Annotated in this window: 19 protein-coding genes and 1 pseudogene; 14 read left to right on the top strand and 6 right to left on the bottom strand. The window is 49.2% G+C overall.

Features of this window, described 5'->3' with window-relative positions; all coding sequences use genetic code 11:
• Nucleotides 1–3: 3 nt before the first annotated feature.
• Entirely contained in the window at nt 4–627 is a 624-nt protein-coding gene (iprA, locus tag C1192_RS10800) for a hydrogen peroxide resistance inhibitor IprA (RefSeq protein ID WP_038354485.1), read from the top strand.
• Here iprA and ampH read toward each other — a convergent pair whose 3' ends face one another.
• Nucleotides 628–1,785: a D-alanyl-D-alanine-carboxypeptidase/endopeptidase AmpH gene (gene ampH, locus C1192_RS10795; protein WP_038354484.1), complete on the bottom strand. Its 1,158-nt coding sequence runs from the start codon at nt 1,783–1,785 to the stop codon at nt 628–630.
• A gap of 351 nt (nt 1,786–2,136) precedes the next feature.
• Here ampH and sbmA point away from each other — a divergent pair, with 351 nt between their 5' ends.
• Nucleotides 2,137–3,357, top strand: a complete 1,221-nt coding sequence (gene sbmA / locus C1192_RS10785) for a peptide antibiotic transporter SbmA (RefSeq protein ID WP_001515862.1) — start codon at nt 2,137–2,139, stop codon at nt 3,355–3,357.
• 12 nt (nt 3,358–3,369) lie between these two features.
• Nucleotides 3,370–4,464, top strand: coding sequence for a surface-exposed outer membrane lipoprotein YaiW (gene yaiW, locus C1192_RS10780; protein WP_038354483.1), 1,095 nt, complete (start codon nt 3,370–3,372; stop codon nt 4,462–4,464).
• Between the two features lie 57 nt (nt 4,465–4,521).
• Here yaiW and C1192_RS10775 read toward each other — a convergent pair whose 3' ends face one another.
• Complete coding sequence (locus C1192_RS10775; protein ID WP_000763136.1) at nt 4,522–4,830, bottom strand: DUF2755 family protein; 309 nt, start codon at nt 4,828–4,830, stop codon at nt 4,522–4,524.
• Between the two features lie 258 nt (nt 4,831–5,088).
• On the opposite strand from C1192_RS10775, the gene C1192_RS10765 reads away from it, so the two are divergent.
• On the top strand, nt 5,089–5,301 hold the full coding sequence (locus C1192_RS10765; RefSeq protein ID WP_001515864.1) for a DUF2754 domain-containing protein: 213 nt from the start codon (nt 5,089–5,091) through the stop codon (nt 5,299–5,301).
• A 203-nt stretch (nt 5,302–5,504) separates the two neighbouring features.
• Here C1192_RS10765 and ddlA read toward each other — a convergent pair whose 3' ends face one another.
• Entirely contained in the window at nt 5,505–6,599 is a 1,095-nt protein-coding gene (gene ddlA, locus C1192_RS10760; protein WP_038354482.1) for a D-alanine--D-alanine ligase, read from the bottom strand.
• A 460-nt stretch (nt 6,600–7,059) separates the two neighbouring features.
• Here ddlA and iraP point away from each other — a divergent pair, with 460 nt between their 5' ends.
• The 4 genes and pseudogenes from iraP (at nt 7,060) to adrA (ending at nt 10,493) form a co-directional block, all read left to right on the top strand.
• Complete coding sequence (gene iraP, locus C1192_RS10755; RefSeq protein WP_001515866.1) at nt 7,060–7,320, top strand: anti-adapter protein IraP; 261 nt, start codon at nt 7,060–7,062, stop codon at nt 7,318–7,320.
• A gap of 101 nt (nt 7,321–7,421) precedes the next feature.
• Nucleotides 7,422–8,834: an alkaline phosphatase gene (gene phoA / locus C1192_RS10750; protein WP_000814409.1), complete on the top strand. Its 1,413-nt coding sequence runs from the start codon at nt 7,422–7,424 to the stop codon at nt 8,832–8,834.
• Between the two features lie 121 nt (nt 8,835–8,955).
• Nucleotides 8,956–9,276: pseudogene (gene psiF / locus C1192_RS10745) on the top strand (phosphate starvation-inducible protein PsiF).
• A 101-nt stretch (nt 9,277–9,377) separates the two neighbouring features.
• Nucleotides 9,378–10,493, top strand: a complete 1,116-nt coding sequence (gene adrA / locus C1192_RS10740; RefSeq protein ID WP_000484071.1) for a diguanylate cyclase AdrA — start codon at nt 9,378–9,380, stop codon at nt 10,491–10,493.
• Nucleotides 10,494–10,509: 16 nt separating this feature from the next.
• Here the strand turns inward: adrA and proC are convergent, their stop codons facing one another.
• Nucleotides 10,510–11,319, bottom strand: coding sequence for a pyrroline-5-carboxylate reductase (gene proC / locus C1192_RS10735; protein WP_000412183.1), 810 nt, complete (start codon nt 11,317–11,319; stop codon nt 10,510–10,512).
• 121 nt (nt 11,320–11,440) lie between these two features.
• Between proC and C1192_RS10730 the strand changes: the two genes are divergently transcribed.
• From C1192_RS10730 to ppnP, 5 genes are all read left to right on the top strand, one after another.
• Nucleotides 11,441–11,899, top strand: coding sequence for a YaiI/YqxD family protein (locus tag C1192_RS10730; protein ID WP_000158170.1), 459 nt, complete (start codon nt 11,441–11,443; stop codon nt 11,897–11,899).
• Nucleotides 11,900–12,081: 182 nt separating this feature from the next.
• Entirely contained in the window at nt 12,082–12,606 is a 525-nt protein-coding gene (gene aroL / locus C1192_RS10725) for a shikimate kinase AroL (protein ID WP_000193402.1), read from the top strand.
• Between the two features lie 49 nt (nt 12,607–12,655).
• On the top strand, nt 12,656–12,847 hold the full coding sequence (gene yaiA, locus C1192_RS10720) for a protein YaiA (protein WP_001142443.1): 192 nt from the start codon (nt 12,656–12,658) through the stop codon (nt 12,845–12,847).
• Nucleotides 12,848–13,104: 257 nt separating this feature from the next.
• On the top strand, nt 13,105–13,782 hold the full coding sequence (locus C1192_RS10710) for an AroM family protein (protein ID WP_001276430.1): 678 nt from the start codon (nt 13,105–13,107) through the stop codon (nt 13,780–13,782).
• Between the two features lie 71 nt (nt 13,783–13,853).
• Nucleotides 13,854–14,138, top strand: coding sequence for a pyrimidine/purine nucleoside phosphorylase (gene ppnP / locus C1192_RS10705; protein WP_000941942.1), 285 nt, complete (start codon nt 13,854–13,856; stop codon nt 14,136–14,138).
• Nucleotides 14,139–14,495: 357 nt separating this feature from the next.
• Here ppnP and rdgC read toward each other — a convergent pair whose 3' ends face one another.
• Complete coding sequence (gene rdgC, locus C1192_RS10700) at nt 14,496–15,407, bottom strand: recombination-associated protein RdgC (RefSeq protein WP_010379449.1); 912 nt, start codon at nt 15,405–15,407, stop codon at nt 14,496–14,498.
• A gap of 124 nt (nt 15,408–15,531) precedes the next feature.
• On the opposite strand from rdgC, the gene mak reads away from it, so the two are divergent.
• Nucleotides 15,532–16,440 carry a fructokinase gene (gene mak, locus C1192_RS10695; RefSeq protein WP_001515873.1) on the top strand — a complete coding sequence of 303 codons (909 nt, stop codon included), beginning with the start codon at nt 15,532–15,534 and terminating at the stop codon, nt 16,438–16,440.
• Nucleotides 16,441–16,618: 178 nt separating this feature from the next.
• Here mak and araJ read toward each other — a convergent pair whose 3' ends face one another.
• Entirely contained in the window at nt 16,619–17,803 is a 1,185-nt protein-coding gene (gene araJ / locus C1192_RS10690; protein WP_052462990.1) for an MFS transporter AraJ, read from the bottom strand.
• Nucleotides 17,804–17,920: the final 117 nt, after the last annotated feature.

The raw sequence follows: 17,920 nt of genomic DNA, 5'->3' as shown, positions 1-17,920 counted from the left end.
CAAATGTTATCTGTAGTTAAACCTCTTCAGGAATTTGGTAAGCTCGATAAGTGTTTGTCCAGATACGGCACGCGCTTCGAGTTTAATAATGAAAAACAAGTTATATTTTCAAGTGATGTTAATAGCGAAGATACATTCGTTATTTTAGAAGGTGTTATCTCTCTGCGTAGAGAAGAAAACGTACTTATCGGTATTACCCAGGCTCCTTATATTATGGGTCTGGCTGATGGATTAATGAAAAACGATATACCATACAAATTAATATCAGAAGGAAACTGTATGGGATATCATCTGCCTGCCAAACAAACCATTACTCTTATTGAACAACATCAACTCTGGCGTGACGCTTTCTATTGGTTAGCCTGGCAAAATCGAATTCTGGAATTACGTGACGTTCAGCTCATTGGTCACAATTCCTATGAACAAATCCGCGCTACTTTATTATCAATGATTGACTGGAATGACGAATTGCGTTCATGTATTGGTGTTATGAATTATATCCATCAACGTACACGCATATCACGTTCTGTCGTGGCAGAAGTTCTCGCGGCTTTACGCAAGGGCGGCTATATCGAAATGAATAAAGGCAAACTGGTTGCTATCAACCGTTTGCCTTCAGAGTATTAATCAGGACGCGGGGATGACCAATGGTTTATTCCCGCTAAGTTCGGTCACCAAATCATTGATGCCATCACTCATATTTTTAAAGCGTGTCAACGGCGAACGCGTGACGACCACAAAAGCACCAATATTTTTTTGCGGGATCATCGCCATATAGGTAATGAATCCGCCACCGCCGCCTGTTTTCTGAATAATTCCCGGACGCCCATCTTTCGGTGCCATATATACCCAGCCTAAACCGAGCGCATCTGCTTTACCGGGTACATCCATGCCGATCACTTTCGTAAACTGCGTGCGTTGATAAATCAGCGTCTGCATACGATCCGCCTGGTTGCTGCGCTGATAAAAATCAGACGACAAATACTGCTGCATCCAGCGCATCATATCGCCAGGCGTGGAATAAACACCGCCGCTGCCTATTGCTGCCAGGGTATTATTACAAGGACTGGCCCCGCGCTCGGCAACCATTAAACGACGGCACTGGTCCGGTGATGGTGTGTATGTGGTGTCTTTCATCCCCAGCGGACGGGTAATCTGCTCTTCAAACAACTGCGTATATGGTTTGCCGGAAGCATTCGCCAGCGCATCTGCCAGTAAGTCGAATGCGAGGTTGGAATATGCAGCCTGACTACCCGGTGCGGCTTTTAGTTTGGCGGTAGAAAGGTATTTCCAACGTTGCTCGCGAGTCGGCCAGACAAACACCGGACGATTTGCTGCGCCGCCGGGCTGTTCACGCGGCAGGGCGCTGGTATGGGTTGCCAGATTCACCAGCGTAATGGGCGTTCCATTGTAGGTCGGCACGCGTGCGCCTGGCGGCGCATATTTACTTAGCGGATCGTTTAATTTCACCGTCCCTTGATCGAGCAATTTCACCAGCATCTCACTGGTCATCAGCTTAGTGAGCGACGCAATTCGCACGACAGAATCTAATTGTGGGCGAACGTTATTACCGGGACGCGTTTCCCCATAACTGCGGAAGACGCGCTGATTACCATCGATAACAACCAGGGCCATCCCCGTGGCACCGCTGCCGTAAAAAATATGATCGGCATAGCGATCGACAATATCAGAGGCGAACTCCGGTTCGGTGATCGACTGCGCCGCATGGACGGAGGTCAATGACGCCGCACACAGCACGGCAGAAAAAAGCAGACTACGTTTCAACGGTGGTGTCCATAAATTAAATGAAGGTAACTAAGCGTATTTATACTACTCATAGATGGATTGCAAAGGGCGAATTAGTGCAATAATAGTGTTAAAAACGTAACGGCGCGTAAACACGTTCTTTTTCCTGCTCACCAATGCCTGCATTTGTGATCCTGCGCGTGTTAATCCGCTAATGTAAACAATCCTTTGTTTGTGAAATCCGTCGAAACAATTCTTACGTTCAGGTTGACGAACTAAGTAGCTTGCCATTGGTCACAATGGGCGGTTTCATTTGGCTTGCTCTTTGGAGTGGTCATGCGGTTTATGCACAGCAGTTGTTAAAATGATAAGAAGTTAGCAGGAGAGCATATGTTTAAGTCTTTTTTCCCAAAGCCGGGTACGTTTTTCCTCTCGGCCTTTGTTTGGGCATTGATTGCCGTGATCTTCTGGCAAGCCGGTGGTGGTGATTGGGTGGCTCGTATCACCGGGGCTTCCGGGCAGATCCCGATTAGCGCCGCCCGTTTCTGGTCATTAGACTTCCTGGTTTTTTATGCTTACTACATTGTTTGTGTAGGACTCTTTGCGCTGTTCTGGTTTATATACAGCCCGCATCGTTGGCAATACTGGTCAATACTCGGTACTGCGCTGATTATCTTCGTTACCTGGTTTCTGGTGGAAGTTGGGGTTGCCGTCAACGCCTGGTATGCGCCGTTCTATGATCTGATCCAAACCGCGCTAAGTTCGCCGCATAAAGTGACCATTGAACAGTTTTATCGCGAAGTGGGCGTCTTTCTGGGGATTGCGCTGATTGCGGTAGTGATCAGTGTGTTGAACAATTTCTTTGTTAGCCACTATGTGTTCCGCTGGCGTACAGCGATGAACGAGTACTACATGGCAAACTGGCAACAACTCCGTCATATCGAAGGTGCCGCCCAGCGTGTGCAGGAAGACACTATGCGTTTTGCCTCTACGTTGGAAAATATGGGGGTAAGTTTTATCAACGCTATCATGACGTTGATCGCCTTCTTGCCGGTGTTGGTGACGCTCTCCGCGCATGTGCCGGAATTGCCGATTATTGGACATATTCCGTATGGCCTGGTGATTGCTGCCATCGTCTGGTCGCTGATGGGCACCGGGCTGCTGGCGGTGGTGGGGATCAAACTGCCGGGACTGGAATTTAAAAACCAGCGCGTAGAAGCGGCTTATCGTAAAGAGTTGGTTTATGGTGAAGACGATGCATCGCGCGCGACGCCGCCAACGGTACGCGAGCTGTTCAGCGCCGTGCGGAAGAACTATTTTCGTCTCTATTTTCACTATATGTATTTCAATATTGCCCGCATTCTCTATTTGCAGGTTGATAACGTTTTCGGTTTGTTCTTGCTGTTTCCGTCGATTGTTGCCGGTACGATTACGCTCGGCCTGATGACGCAAATTACCAACGTTTTCGGTCAGGTGCGCGGTGCTTTCCAGTATCTGATTAACTCATGGACTACGTTGGTAGAGTTAATGTCTATCTACAAACGTCTGCGCAGCTTTGAACATGAGCTGGATGGTGACAAAATTCAGGAAGTAACCCATACGTTGAGTTAAAAAGGAGAGGTAATGTCGCAGTTCACTCGTCTTTCTTCGCTTTCATTGTTGGCGGTTCTGGTTTTAGCGGGGTGTAGTAGTCAGGCTCCGCAACCGTTGAAAAAGGGCGAAAAAGCGATAGATGTAGCGAGCGTCGTGCGGCAGAAGTTGCCCGCCAGCGTGAAAGACCGCGATGCCTGGGCGAAAGATATTGCCACCACTTTTGAAAGTCAGGGGCTGGCACCGACGCTGGAAAACGTCTGCTCGGTGCTGGCGGTGGCACAGCAGGAGTCTAATTATCAGGCGGATCCGGCCGTTCCGGGCTTAAGTAAAATTGCCTGGCAAGAGATTGACCGTCGCGCCGAACGGATGCATATCCCCGCTTTTTTGGTTCATACCGCGCTGAAAATTAAATCACCAAACGGCAAAAGTTACAGCGAACGGTTAGATTCCGTGCGTACAGAAAAGCAGTTAAGCGCGATTTTTGACGATCTGAGCAGCATGGTGCCGATGGGCCAGACGCTGTTTGGTTCGCTTAACCCGGTGCGCACGGGTGGGCCGATGCAAGTCAGCATTGCTTTTGCCGAACAGCATACCAAAGGCTATCCGTGGAAAATGGACGGTACTGTCCGTCAGGAAGTCTTTAGTCGTCGCGGCGGATTATGGTTTGGTACTTACCATTTACTGAATTATCCCGCCAGTTACAGCGCGCCGATATATCGTTTTGCTGACTTTAATGCCGGCTGGTATGCCAGTCGGAACGCCGCGTTTCAGAACGCGGTCAGCAAAGCCAGCGGCGTGAAACTGGCGCTGGATGGGGATTTGATTCGCTATGACAGCAAAGAACCCGGTAAAACAGAACTGGCAACGCGCAAACTGGCAGGCAAACTGGGTATGAGTGACAGCGAAATTCGCCGTCAGTTAGAGAAAGGGGACCGCTTCTCTTTTGAAGAGACGGCGCTGTACCAGAAAGTTTATCAGCTTGCAGAAGCGAAAACGGGTAAATCGCTACCACGTGAAATGTTGCCCGGTATCCAACTGGAAAGCCCGAAAATCACTCGTAACCTTACAACAGCATGGTTTGCGAAGCGCGTTGATGAGCGACGGGCGCGTTGTATGAAACCGTGATCAATGGGGAATCGTAGGCCAGATAAGGCGTTTACGCCGCATCTGGCACAGCAAATCTTACTGGCGACGATGTCGCCAGTGCAGCCATAAAGCAACCACGGCAAAAATGAAGCAACCAACCAAAAATGGGATTAGCCCAAAAATGGTGCCGACACCTAAGCCGATTTCCACTCGTGGGCGGCCTGTATCCTGAACCTGCATTAAACGCTCATAGACGCCAGGCGCATGCACCAACAGATTCAGTAATTGCGCCCCAATCCAAAAGCAAAACAGTACAAACAGCGCATAGGCAATGTTGCCAGGCGTTGAAGAGGTGTTGCGATATTTTCCGTTAAACAGCGATTTTGATAGGGTGAAATCAGCCATAAAAACCTCCGGAAGTCATTTGCTTCTCTTCTGGTGTGATACCAGCGGCTATGGCAAGTCTGACAGGTCATTGAGATTGTCAATATCAGAATCATGGTAAATTGATGGTGGGAATATTCCCGAAGCGTGAATATTCGTCGTGAGTCACAAAATGGTAACTTTAAGCTAAATTTTTTAACGACACTGGAAATGCTGTCTACGCCACAGACGGATGTTACAGAATATGCGAGGATGCTGTTTTTCATTATCGGAGCTGCCATGAATTTGCCTGTAAAAATCCGCCGCGACTGGCACTACTATGCGTTCGCCATTGGTCTCATTTTCATTCTTAACGGTGTGGTGGGTTTGCTGGGATTTGAAGCAAAAGGTTGGCAGACATATGCAGTCGGTCTGGTGACGTGGGTAATTAGTTTCTGGCTGGCGGGGCTGATTATTCGTCGTCGCGATGACGAAACTGAAAACGCCCAATAACATATGATTGGGCGTTCAGGGGATGGCAAAGTGCTCGTTGTTAATGCCGGATGCGGCATTAACGCTTTAGCCTGTCTACAAAATCTTGCAAAATCAATATATTGAAATTGTCTGGTAGGCCTGATAAGCGTAGCGCATCAGGCAATCTTACGCTTGTCACCAGTCTTAAACGCCCAATAAAAATATTACCGGGCGATTGAAAATTACATTGTGGTTTTCAACGCGTTATCCGCAGCGTGACGTTCCAGTGCCAGTTCAATCAAACGCGTGATCAGGTCGGTGTAGCCCAGACCGCTGGCTTGCCACAACTTCGGATACATGCTGATATTAGTGAAGCCCGGCAGCGTGTTGATCTCGTTGATCACCACCTCGTTTTCCGGCGTTAAGAAGACGTCTACACGCGCCATGCCAGCACAGCCCAGCGCCTGATAAGCCTGAATGGCAATCGCCCGGATCTTATCGTTGATGTCTGGCGCAATGGCTGCCGGAACCACCACTTTCGCACCATCTTCGTCAATGTATTTGGTGTCGTAGGCGTAGAAATCGCTGGTCAGGACGATCTCGCCACAGGTGCTGGCTTGCGGATTGTCGTTGCCCAGAACCGCGCATTCGATCTCACGCCCTTTGATCCCTTGTTCAACGATCACTTTGTGATCGAACTCGAACGCCAGATCGACGGCAATCGTGTACTGTTCTTCGTTAGTCACTTTGCTGACGCCAACAGAAGAGCCCTGGTTAGCGGGTTTAACGAACAGCGGTAAACCCAGTTTAGACTCCACTTCGGCAAAACTGATTTTGTGACGATTGGCGCGTGTCAGGGTAATAAATGGCGCAATGTTCAACCCGGCATCACGCAGCAGACGTTTGGTGACGTCTTTATCCATACAGGCGGCAGAGGCCAGCACATCGGAACCGACAAACGGTAAATTAGCGACCCGCAACATCCCCTGCAGGGAGCCATCTTCACCCAGCGTACCGTGGACAATCGGGAAAATGACATCTACCGTCGGCAATGGTTGGCCGTTCTGTGCATCAATAAGTTGATGCTCATGTCTACCCGGCACCTGCGCGAGGCTGGTAGCCGAAGGGCGCAACGCGATATGGGCAGGATCGTCTGCGTTTAGCAGATAATTACTGGCATCGCTGACGTGCCATTGCCCTTGTTTATCAATGCCCAACAGCACAACGTCGAAACGACTTTTATCAATGGCATCGACAATGTTTTTTGCCGATTGCAGAGACACTTCATGTTCCGCTGATTTTCCACCAAAAACGATACCTACCCGCAGTTTTTCCATCTTAAAAACCTATCCCGTCGAACATAAAGAACATACATTACCACGACAAAACGGTTGATTCGCGGCCTTCTGACAGAATGTTGCAATCTTCTGGTCACAAAGCGCTCAGCGTACTGACTGTGAAATATCATCGATTAAATTATGTGCTACAGATCACAAAAATGATGAACGGGAAGCTAATTTGTTGCTGGCATTAACCATGACTCGGCTTGTGAATAACTTAATAATAAGTTAACGAACTAAATATATTTCATAACTTTTTATTATATTAATGATTTATAATTGAATAGCTGTTTTATTTGTAAGGTAATTATTTAAATAAGAGAAACGTTTCGCTGATAAATATGTAGAAATATTTGTGCAAAGTATTTCCTTCGTCATAAAAATACTACTTCCAGCCCCTATGCAGTTATGAAGCATAATGTTAACTTCTCCATACTTTGGATAAGGAAATACAGACATGAAAAATCTCATTGCTGAGTTGTTATTTAAGCTTGCCCAAAAAGAAGAAGAGTCGAAGGAACTGTGCGCGCAGGTTGAGGCACTGGAGATTATTGTCACCGCGATGCTTCGCAATATGGCGCAAAAAGACCAACAGCGGTTGATTGATCAGGTTGAGGGGGCGTTGTATGCGGTAAAGCCCGATGCCAGCATTCCTGATGACGACACGGAGCTGCTGCGCGATTACGTAAAGAAGTTATTGAGGCATCCTCGTCAGTAAAAAATTAAGCCTTTTCAACGATTGTCATAAAGCTGTCACGCCAGAGACTTATAGTCGCTTTGTTTTTATTTTTTACTGTATTTGTACATGGAGAAAATAAAGTGAAACAAAGCACTATTGCACTGGCTCTCTTACCGTTATTGTTTACCCCTGTAACAAACGCCCAGACGCCGCAGACACCCATTCTGGAAAACCGGGCTGCACAGGGAGATATTACTACGCCCGGCGGTGCCCGCCGTTTAACAGGCGATCAGACCGCCGCCTTGCGTGATTCACTTAGCGATAAGCCGGTAAAAAATATTATATTACTGATTGGCGATGGGATGGGGGATTCGGAAATTACTGCCGCACGAAATTATGCCGAAGGTGCGGGCGGTTTTTTTAAAGGAATCGATGCGTTACCGCTTACCGGGCAATACACTCACTATTCTCTGGATAAAAGAACCGGTAAACCGGACTACGTAACCGACTCCGCTGCGTCAGCAACCGCCTGGTCAACTGGCGTCAAAACCTATAACGGCGCGTTGGGCGTCGATATTCATGAAAAAGATCATCCAACGATACTGGAGATGGCAAAAGCCGCAGGCCTGGCCACTGGCAACGTTTCAACGGCTGAATTGCAGGATGCCACACCTGCCGCGCTGGTGGCGCATGTGACGTCGCGCAAATGCTACGGACCGAGCGTTACCAGTGAAAAATGCCCGAGTAATGCGCTGGAAAAAGGCGGTAAAGGCTCCATCACTGAACAACTGCTTAACGCTCGTGCCGATGTAACGCTTGGCGGCGGTGCAAAAACGTTTGCAGAAACAGCAACCGCCGGTGAATGGCAGGGAAAAACGCTGCGTGAACAAGCACAGGCGCGTGGTTATCAGTTAGTGACTGATACAGCCTCGTTAGAAGCGGTGACGGAGGCAAATCAGGATAAACCACTGCTCGGATTATTTTCCGATGGCAATATGCCGGTACGCTGGAAAGGTCCAAAGGCGTCTTATCACGGCAATATCGATAAGCCTGCGGTAACTTGTACTCCGAATCCGCAGCGTAATGACAGCATACCGACGTTAGCGCAGATGACCGACAAGGCCATTGAGTTATTAAGTAAAAATGAAAAAGGCTTCTTCCTGCAAGTCGAAGGTGCATCGATCGACAAACAGGATCACGCCGCGAATCCTTGTGGGCAAATTGGTGAGACGGTTGACCTTGATGAAGCTGTACAACGGGCGCTGGAATTTGCCAAAAAAGATGGTAACACCCTGGTAGTGGTAACGGCTGACCATGCTCACGCCAGCCAAATTGTCCCGCCGGATACCAAAGCACCGGGTCTGACTCAGGCGTTAAATACCAAAGATGGCGCAGTAATGGTGATGAGCTACGGTAACTCTGAAGAGGATTCGCAAGAGCATACTGGCAGCCAGTTGCGTATTGCTGCTTATGGCCCGCACGCTGCAAATGTCGTTGGCCTGACCGATCAGACCGATCTCTTCTACACCATGAAAGCCGCATTGGGCCTGTAATTAAACCGCACCCGACGATGAATTTGTGTCGTCGGGTGGTTTTTTTGCTGTTAGCAACCAGACTTAAAGGCAGATCACGGGCGCAAACGCTCCTGGTTAAAATGTTAAGAGGGATAGTGCTATGAAAATAACATTACTGGTTACCCTGCTATTCGGTTTAGTTTTTTTAACCACAGTTGGCGCTGCCGAGAGGACGTTAACCCCGCAACAACAGCGTATGACTTCCTGTAATCAACAGGCCACGGCGTAGGCGTTGAAAGGGGATGCCCGTAAGACGTACATGAGTGATTGCCTGAAGAACAGTAAGTCTGCGCCCGGCGAGAAGAGTTTGACGCCGCAACAGCAGAAGATGCGCGAATGCAATGGTCAGGCGACGCAGCAATCTCTGAAAGGTGATGATCGCAATAAGTTTATGAGCACCTGCCTCAAGAACGCCGCGTAATACCTGATAGTGCTAACGGGTGAGCTAAGAAAATGGCTCACCCGAAATATCATACTCCCGCTCTTAATCCCGTCTCTATAATTTGGGCAAATTGTTTCTAAATGTTCCCAAAAATAATGAATGATGAAAACTTTTTCAAAAAAGCGGCGGCGCACGGGGAGGAACCACCATTAACTCCTCAAAACGAACATCAGCGTTCCGGGCTGCGCTTTGCCCGTCGCGTCAGGTTGCCCCGTATGGTTGGGCTGGCTGGGATGTTCTTACCGATTGCATCAACGCTGGTTTCGCACCCGCCGCCGGGGTGGTGGTGGCTGGTGTTGGTCGGCTGGGCTTTTGTCTGGCCGCATTTAGCCTGGCAGTTAGCGAGCAGGGCCATTGATCCACTTAGCCGGGAAATTTACAACTTAAAAACTGATGCAGTATTAGCGGGGATGTGGGTAGGCGTGATGGGCGTAAACGTGCTGCCTTCGATCGCGATGTTAATGATTATGTGTCTGAATTTGATGGGGGCTGGTGGCCCTCGTCTGTTTGTCGCTGGTCTGGTGTTAATGGTAGTTTCCTGCCTTGTCACGCTTGAACTAACGGGTATCACGGTGTCGCTAAATAGTGCACCGCTGGAGTGGTGGCTTTCCCTTCCCATTATCGTTATTTATCCTCTGCTGTTTGGCTGGGTCAGCTACCAGACGGCAACAAAACTTGCAGAACATAAACGCAGATTGCAGGTAATGAGCACTCGTGATGGCATGACGGGGGTTTATAACAGGCGTCACTGGGAAATTATGCTGCGTAATGAGTTTGATAATTGTCGGCGGCATAACCGCGATGCGACGTTATTAATCATCGATATCGACCATTTCAAAAGCATCAACGACACCTGGGGCCACGATGTGGGTGATGAAGCGATTGTGGCACTGACCCGACAGTTACAAATCACTCTGCGCGGCAGTGATGTGATTGGTCGTTTTGGGGGCGATGAATTTGCGGTGATTATGTCTGGTACGCCAGCAGAAAACGCCATTACCGCCATGTTACGCGTACATGATGGGCTAAATACATTACGCTTACCAAGTACGCCGCAGGTGATGTTGCGGATAAGTGTTGGTGTCGCGCCGCTGAGTCCGCAAATGAGTCACTATCGCGAGTGGCTGAAATCGGCCGATATGGCACTCTATAAAGCAAAGAAAGCCGGACGTAACCGCACCGAAGTGGCGGCCTGACGTCCGGAGTGGTTCATCAGGATTTGCTAAGTTTTTCTGATTTTTCCATACACTTCGTCATCGCTTCGATCACTGCGGCACGGAAACCTTTCTCTTCCAGCACGCGTACTGCTTCAATGGTGGTGCCTCCTGGTGAGCAGACCATATCTTTCAATACGCCCGGATGTTCTCCGGTTTCCAGCACCATTTTTGCAGATCCCATTACCGCCTGGGCGGCAAATTTATACGCCTGCGCGCGTGGCATCCCACCTAGTACGGCGGCGTCGGCCATCGCTTCGATAAACATAAAAACATAGGCAGGTGAAGAACCGCTCACGCCGACCACCGGGTGGATCATCGGCTCGGCAATCACCTCCGCCTCGCCAAAACAGCGGAAAATATTCAGCACATCGGCGGTATCCTCTGGCGTGACCAGTGCGTTTGGCGTCACGGAGGTCATCCCGGCATTGACCAGCGCGGGAGTGTTCGGCATGGCGCGGATAATTTTCCGGTCATGGCCCAGTGCCCGGGCAAGTTGGTCGAGTGTGACGCCCGCAGCAATAGAAACCACCAGCGAGTCTTTATTCAGGCTGGAAGTGATTTCACTAAGCACTTTGATCATAATGCCAGGTTTAACAGCGGCAAAAACGATGTCGGTGATTTGTGCCACTTCCTGCGCCGATTCTGCGGCGTTGATGCCAAACTGATCATGCAAAGCGGCGACTTTATCCGGGGAGGGGGTATAGACCCAGATTTGCCCTGGAAGAACCTGACCACTGGCAATCAGACCGCCGAGAATGGCTTTTCCCATATTGCCGCAGCCAATAAAACCGATTTTCTTTTCCATTGCCTCACTCCTGCCGTGAAATTCATTGTTTTGGAAAGCGCCTGGTCAGAAGCATAAACAGAACTATGCCGGAAGGCAAAAGCGCGACACAATAGAGGATTACCCAACAAAGGAGGGGCTTATGACGATATGGGTGGATGCCGATGCGTGTCCCAATGTAATTAAAGAGATTCTGTATCGCGCAGCAGAACGTATGCAGGTGCCGTTGGTGCTGGTGGCAAATCAGAGTTTACGCGTGCCGCCATCGCGGTTTATTCGCACGCTACGCGTCGCGGCAGGCTTCGATGTTGCCGATAATGAAATTGTACGTCAGTGTGAGCCGGGCGATCTGGTGATCACTGCTGATATTCCTTTGGCTTCTGAAGTCATCGAGAAGGGGGCTGCGGCACTTAATCCACGTGGCGAACGTTATACGACGGCGACCATTCGCGAACGCCTGACAATGCGCGATTTTATGGACACCTTACGCGCCAGTGGTATTCAAACCGGGGGGCCAGATAGCCTTTCACAACGTGACCGCCAGGCCTTTGCCGCTGAGCTGGAAAAGTGGTGGCTGGAAGTGCAACGTAGTCGCGCATAAATGTAATTTATTATTTACACTTCTTTCTCGCTAATTTCTTGGTATAGTAAGGTGTAGATTGAAATTTTTACCTTAAGTGGAATTATTTCTTTACAATCGAAATTGTACTAGTTTAATGGTATGATCGCTATTCTCACGAAACCGGCTTTCGCCGCATTGCGGCCTTTTGGGGAAAACCCACGATGACACAACCTCTTTTTCTGATCGGGCCTCGGGGCTGTGGTAAAACAACGGTCGGAATGGCCCTTGCCGATTCGCTCAACTATCGGTTTGTCGATACCGATCAATGGCTGCAATCACAACTCAATATGACGGTCGCAGAGATCGTCGAAAGGGAAGAGTGGGGCGGATTTCGCGCCAGAGAAACCGCAGCACTGGAAGCGGTGACTGCGCCATCCACTGTTATTGCCACGGGTGGCGGCATTATTCTGACGGAATTTAATCGTCACTACATGCGCAATAACGGGATTGTGGTTTATTTGTGTGCGCCAGTAGCGGTACTGGTTAATCGCCTGCAAGCTGCACCCGAAGAGGATTTGCGACCAGCCTTAACCGGAAAACCGCTAAGTGAAGAAGTTCAGGAAGTGCTGGAAGAACGCGATGTGTTATATCGCGAAGTTGCGCATATTATCATTAACGCTAACAACGAACCCAGCCAGGTGATTTCTGAAATTCGTTGCGCCCTGGCACAGACGATCAATTGTTGATTCCCGAGTGCCTATACTTAACGTTCATCCTGTGAAATAAGGAAGAACGATGCCAACGAAACCACCTTATCCTCGTGAAGCATATGTTGTGACGATTGAAAAAGGAAAACCAGGGCAGACCGTAACCTGGTATCAGCTTAGAGCCGATCATCCCAAACCTGACTCTTTAATCAGCGAACATCCGACAGCTTTGGAAGCGATGGATGCGAAAAAACGCTATGAGGATCCTGACAAAGAGTGACCGTATCAGACTGCTCGGAAAGGACTCTGAGTGCTACCACAACGGACTTGCGTCACATTTTTCGCAATTCATGTTTTCCTAATAATTAGAATATTAAACAATAACAATCCATTACTGGAATCATTTGGAATCTTTACATTATGCCGGATGCGTCTGCTGCTACGCTTTTTGTCATTTGTAGCACAGGTAAGTGTCAGCAGTGGTGCTTAGCATTTGCCCGGTAATTAACGACGAAATAAAAGTAAGGTGGAAGAACAATGAGTGCGTCGTTGGCGATCCTGACCATCGGCATTGTACCTATGCAGGAAGTTTTGCCGCTCCTGACTGAGTACATTGACGAAAATAACATTTCCCATCATAGCCTGCTGGGGAAGTTAAGCCGCGAAGAAGTGATGGCGGAGTATGCGCCAGAAGCAGGTGAAGAAACGATTCTCACTTTATTAAATGATAATCAACTGGCCCACATTTCGCGTCGTAAAGTGGAGCGCGATCTGCAAAGCGTGGTTGAAGTGCTTGATAATCAGGGGTACGACGTCATTTTGTTGATGAGTACGGCAAACATTAGCTGTATGACGGCGCGTAATACAATCTTTCTCGAACCGTTACGTATATTACCACCGCTGGTTTCCTCCATTGTCGAAGGTCATCAGGTCGGTGTTATTGTACCGGTAGAAGAACTGTTGCACGTTCAGGCGCAAAAATGGCAAATCCTGCAAAAACCCCCCTTGCTTTCTCTGGGCAATCCCATTCACGATTCTGAACAGAAAATCATCGATGCCGGGAAAGAATTACTGGAAAACGGCGCAGATGTCATCATGCTGGATTGTTTGGGATTTAACCAACGTCATCGCGATTTACTGCAAAAACAGCTCGATGTTCCTGTTTTGCTCTCTAACGTATTGATTGCAAGGCTGGCAGCAGAATTACTGGTTTAATTTTGCGTGACAGTCAGCGCCTCTGACCCCTATAGTGAAGTGGATGTTTAACTACCAGACAGGGCCAGTTTATGCTTCAAAGTAACGAGTACTTTTCCGGCAAAGTGAAATCGATCGGCTTTTCCAGCAGCAGCACTGGTCGCGCCAGCGTTGGTGTCATGGTTGAAGGCGAATACACCTTCAGCACCGCTGAACCTGAAGAGATGACGGTAATCAGCGGGGCGCTGAATGTGTTGCTGCCTGATGCGACCGACTGGCAAGTGTATGAAGCCGGTTCCGTATTCAATGTTCCCGGCCACAGTGAATTCCATTTGCAAGTTGCTGAACCGACCTCTTATTTGTGCCGCTATCTGTAATATCTCGCCTTCCCGTTGATTGGGAGGGCATTTTTCTGAAAAGTAATTTGTTTTTATAATTAAAAATTTCAAAGGCTGCTGATTTTTATATTTTTGATATATTCAAATCAATTGGCTTTATTGAACGTTAACATTTAAATCAAAGGGTTAGGTGCTTGTATTGCTGGCCATGACGTTCAATCTCTAATTCATTGCTACCGCTACCTGATGCGCAATTAAAATAGTGGAAGCTCCGGTTTGCCATGTTATAAAAATCATTGCTCGATGTAGCGAATGATTATATTAATGCCTGGTATGGCGTCACATGCCAGATAAGACGCGTAGGCGTCTTATCTGGCGTTGAAGAAAAATCAGCAATTAACGTTGTGCTTCGCCACCTAATCCTTCGATCAGGTTTTGAATTAATGCTGCCAGTTCGCCGGTCATCAGGATGAAATCGGCATCAAAACGCTGGGCGTAATCTTCACGGTCGATGTCTTCGTTTTGATCTCGCAGTTCGTCGCAGAACTTCAGGCGCTTAAGCGAACCATCGTCACACATCACAAACTGAACGCGCTGCTGCCAGTCGAGCGCCAGTTTAGTCACCACTTTTCCGGCTTCAATATGATTGGTGATCTCTTCGCAGGTCAGATCCTGTTTTTTCGCACGGATCACGCCGCCATCTTCCAGCAGCGATTTCAGCTCGGCTTCATCAAGCAACTGGAATCCCTGTGCCGCGCTACCGGAGCGTACCCATTCGGTCAACGTCAGTTCAATCGGGTTTTCCATGCTCAACGGCACAACCGGTAACGACCCCAGACTTTTACGCAGCAGCGCCAGCGTATCTTCCGCTTTTTTGGCGCTGGCGCAGTCCACCATGATCAAACCATTAACCGTGTCGATCCACATCATAGTTTGGCTAAAGCGGCTGAATGCGCGCGGCAGCAGAGAGTGCAGCACCTCATCTTTCAGGGAATCTTTTTCGGTCTTCTTCAGCTTACGCGCCTGTTCCGCTTCCAGTTTGGCGATTTTCGCTTCCAGCGCCTGTTTAATGACCGGAGACGGGAGAATTTTTTCTTCTTTACGCGCACAGATAACAATTTGACCATTGGCAACGTGCGTTAATGCATCGCTGTGCGATCCCATCGGAGGAACCCAGCCCATCTTCGCCATGTCCTGGCTGCCGCATGGGGTAAATGCCATCGAGGCTAGCTGTTTTTCCATCTCTTCCGCACGCAGCGAAATTTCGCGGCTAAGACGGTAAACCATTAAATTTTTGAACCACAGCATGATAATTTCCACGGCCTTGTCGTTAAATTTAGCGGGCATAATAACGAATTGTCGGCGGCCTTGCATTGTCAATCCGGGTGTCCGTCTCTACGCTATTGATATTGAAAAAAATAAGGAGAGTTCTGTGCGTATAGGTATCGATTTAGGCGGCACTAAAACTGAAGTGATTGCACTGGGCGAGGCCGGGGAGCAGTTGTACCGTCATCGTCTGCCCACGCCGCGCGATGATTACCAGCAGACCATTGAAACGATCGCCACGTTGGTAGAGATGGCGGAGCAGGCGACAGGGCAGCGCGGAACGGTAGGCATGGGCATTCCAGGCTCGATTTCGCCCTACACCGGCGTGGTGAAAAATGCCAATTCAACCTGGCTTAACGGTCAGCCATTCGATAAAGACTTAAGTGCGCGACTGCAGCGGGAAGTCCGTCTGGCCAATGACGCCAACTGCCTGGCGGTTTCAGAAGCGGTAGATGGTGCGGCAGCAGGAGCGCAAACGGTCTTTGCCGTGATTATCGGCACGGGGTGCGGCGCGGGGGTAGCCTTCAATGGTCGGGCGCATATCGGCGGCAATGGCACGGCAGGCGAGTGGGGACATAATCCGCTACCGTGGATGGACGAAGATGAACTGCGTTATCGCGAGGAAGTCCCTTGTTATTGCGGTAAACAAGGTTGTATTGAAACCTTTATTTCTGGCACTGGATTTGCCACGGATTATCATCGTTTAAGTGGAAATGCGCTGAAAGGCCGCGAAATTGTTCGTCTTGTTGAAGAGAAAGATCCAGTTGCAGAGCTGGCATTGCGTCGTTACGAGCTACGACTGGCAAAATCGCTGGCACATGTGGTGAATATTCTCGATCCGGATGTGATTGTGCTGGGCGGTGGAATGAGCAATGTTGACCGTTTATATCAAACGGTTCCGCCGTTGATTAAACAATTTGTCTTCGGTGGAGAATGTGAAACGCCGGTACGTAAGGCGAAGCATGGTGATTCGAGCGGCGTACGCGGTGCCGCGTGGTTATGGCCGCAAGAGTAAAAACAGTTAGGCCATTGGTGCATCATGCCTGATGCTCAGGTCGGATAAGGCGCTCGCGCCGCATCCGACATCGTACTCCGATGCCTGATGTGACGCTTGCCGCGTCTTATCAGGCCTACAAAATGAGCATATCTGTACGCCGCATCCGGCAACAAGCAACGTTCACCGTGACCGCGACCTACCCCAATGGTTTCGCCAGCACCGGATTATCCGCTGCTTGCTGGCGCTTATAGCGACCATACAGCAGCAACGACGACATCGCAGCAAACGAAAGCAAGGCGGCGGGCAGCGCCACGTAATTATATGCCAGCCCCAGCGTCAGCATCATACCACCGCAATATGCGCCAACTGCGCTACCGAGGTTAAACGCTATTTGCCCACCTGCAGCACCTAATAACTCTCCACCTTTGGCATTTTGCAGTAGCAGAATTTGCAGCGGTGCAGAGAGGGCAAATAATCCCGCACAACAAATAAAAGCAAAAACCAGCGACGTTGTTTTCATACCGCCGAAGAAAAAGAGCATCAGCAATGCAAGCACAATAATGAAGTCAGTCACTGCCGCAATGCGCAGCGGAGAGTAACGTCCTGAAATCCGGCCACTTAGCACATTCCCCAGTACCATCCCCAGCCCGACCAGCATCATAATGAAGGTCATCGCCGTTTCCGAAAAACCGGAAATAAACATCATGTAAGGTTTTACGTAACTGAACCAGGCGAATACCCCCGCGTTACCAAACATGGTGGCGGCAAAAATTAGCCACGGCGCGGGGCTTCGCAAAAAATGAAACTGTTCGCGCAGGTTTCCTTTCACCTCGTCGCGAATATCTGGCACCCAAAAATAGACCGATGCCATCACTGCAATATTAAAAACAGAGATTAATAAAAAGGTGTAACGCCAGCTAAATTCCTGGCTTAAATACGTTCCCAGCGGAATACCCAGCAGATTGGCGACCGTCATCCCGGAAACCATACCCGCCACGGCGGCGGTGACTTTACCGGGTTTGATAATTTTCGATAATACAATCGCTCCGACACCAAAAAATGCGCCATGTGGAAAGCCGGAAACCAGTCGGCCAATGGCGAGCATCAGGTAAGACGAAGATAACGTAAACATGGCGTTGCCAATGACGCACAACGTCACCAGAAACAACAAGATATGTTTGAGCGAGTAGCGGTTGGAGAAGAGGGCGATTATCGGCGCGCCGACCACCACGCCCAGCGCATAATACGAAATCATATGCCCGGCGGCAGGAATAGAAATCCCCACATTATGCGCCAGCTCCGTGAGCACGCCCATAATGCCAAATTCGGCCATCCCCAGACCAAACGTGCCGAGAGCTAAAGATAAAATAACTTTATTCATACCACCATCACAACCAACAGGACGGCTACGAATCACCGTAGCCAATAAAGTGATAGCTTGCAGGATAACGACCAATCAGGCCAAGAGATAATTCGCCCCTCTGTATTCATTATCCTG

This window comes from Escherichia marmotae (assembly GCF_002900365.1).
Classification (GTDB): Bacteria; Pseudomonadota; Gammaproteobacteria; order Enterobacterales; family Enterobacteriaceae; genus Escherichia; species Escherichia marmotae.
Note: the sequence above shows the minus strand (reverse complement) of the source record. Positions and strands in the feature narration are given on the sequence as shown.